The 278-nt window shown below is 60.8% G+C and carries 1 protein-coding gene; it reads left to right on the top strand.

All coding sequences use genetic code 11. The features are described from left to right. On the top strand, positions 1–278 hold a 278-nt coding region (locus tag EN807_RS35130), incomplete at both ends, for an ATP-binding cassette domain-containing protein (protein WP_135938131.1).

The following is a 278-nucleotide window of genomic DNA, read 5'->3' as shown; positions in this document are numbered from 1 at the left end:
CGCGACGGCATCGAACTGCCTGTCGTCCGCGATGTCAATTTCTCTGTCTGCAGCGGCGAATGCGTCGTGCTCGGCGGGCCCTCCGGCATCGGCAAGAGCTCGATCCTGAAGATGCTCTATGGCAACTATGCCATAGACAGCGGACAGATTCTGATCCGCCATGAGGGTGAAGTTGTCGACATCGGCAGCGCTTCCCCTCGCACGATCCTCGACATTCGCCATCGCACCATCGGTTATGTCAGCCAATTCCTGCGCACGGTGCCCCGCGTCGCCGCCAT

Source organism: Mesorhizobium sp. M5C.F.Ca.ET.164.01.1.1, assembly GCF_004792125.1.
GTDB lineage: Bacteria > Pseudomonadota > Alphaproteobacteria > Rhizobiales > Rhizobiaceae > Mesorhizobium > Mesorhizobium wenxiniae.
The sequence above is the reverse complement of the archived record's forward strand: the minus strand, read 5'-3'. Positions and strand labels throughout refer to the sequence as shown.